Genomic DNA, 449 nt, shown 5'->3' on the forward strand with positions numbered 1-449 from the left:
GTCCTGGATGGTGGGCTTCGGCGTCGCCACCTGCGTCTTGCACACGTTCGGAACGAGCAGCGCCTTCGACGTGTAGGTCATGATGGCCGAACCGTCCTCCGTGTCGTAGTCGAGACGGATGAGGGTCGCGTCGTCCGGAACGAACTTCGGGGAGCCGACGACGGCCGTATTCGCGGCCTTCATGTCCTTCGCGGTGTCCCAGATCTCCGACTCCACATGCGGTGCGAAAGCTGTCACCACGGAGCACCCGGACAAGGCCAGGGCGAGGGCGGACGTCGTCGCGATGACTCCAGCGGTTCGGATGCGGGGCACGGCAGCTCCAGGGGAAAGGGACAGGGATGCATTAGAAGTGAACACTACGGAACTGAACGAATCATCGGTCGGAGGGATGATTCCGGCCGTTCTCCCCGGACGGCTCCGGTTCCGGATCCGGTTCCGCCTCCTCGAAC

General features: G+C 63.9%; 1 protein-coding gene. It reads right to left on the bottom strand.

The features are described 5' to 3' along the window. Positions 1-312 (bottom strand): hypothetical protein (locus ACPYOG_RS19245; protein ID WP_481295739.1); only part of this gene is annotated, 312 nt, incomplete at its 3' end. Positions 313-449 lie beyond the last annotated feature (137 nt).

Source organism: Leifsonia sp. HAY1-4F (assembly GCF_056755275.1).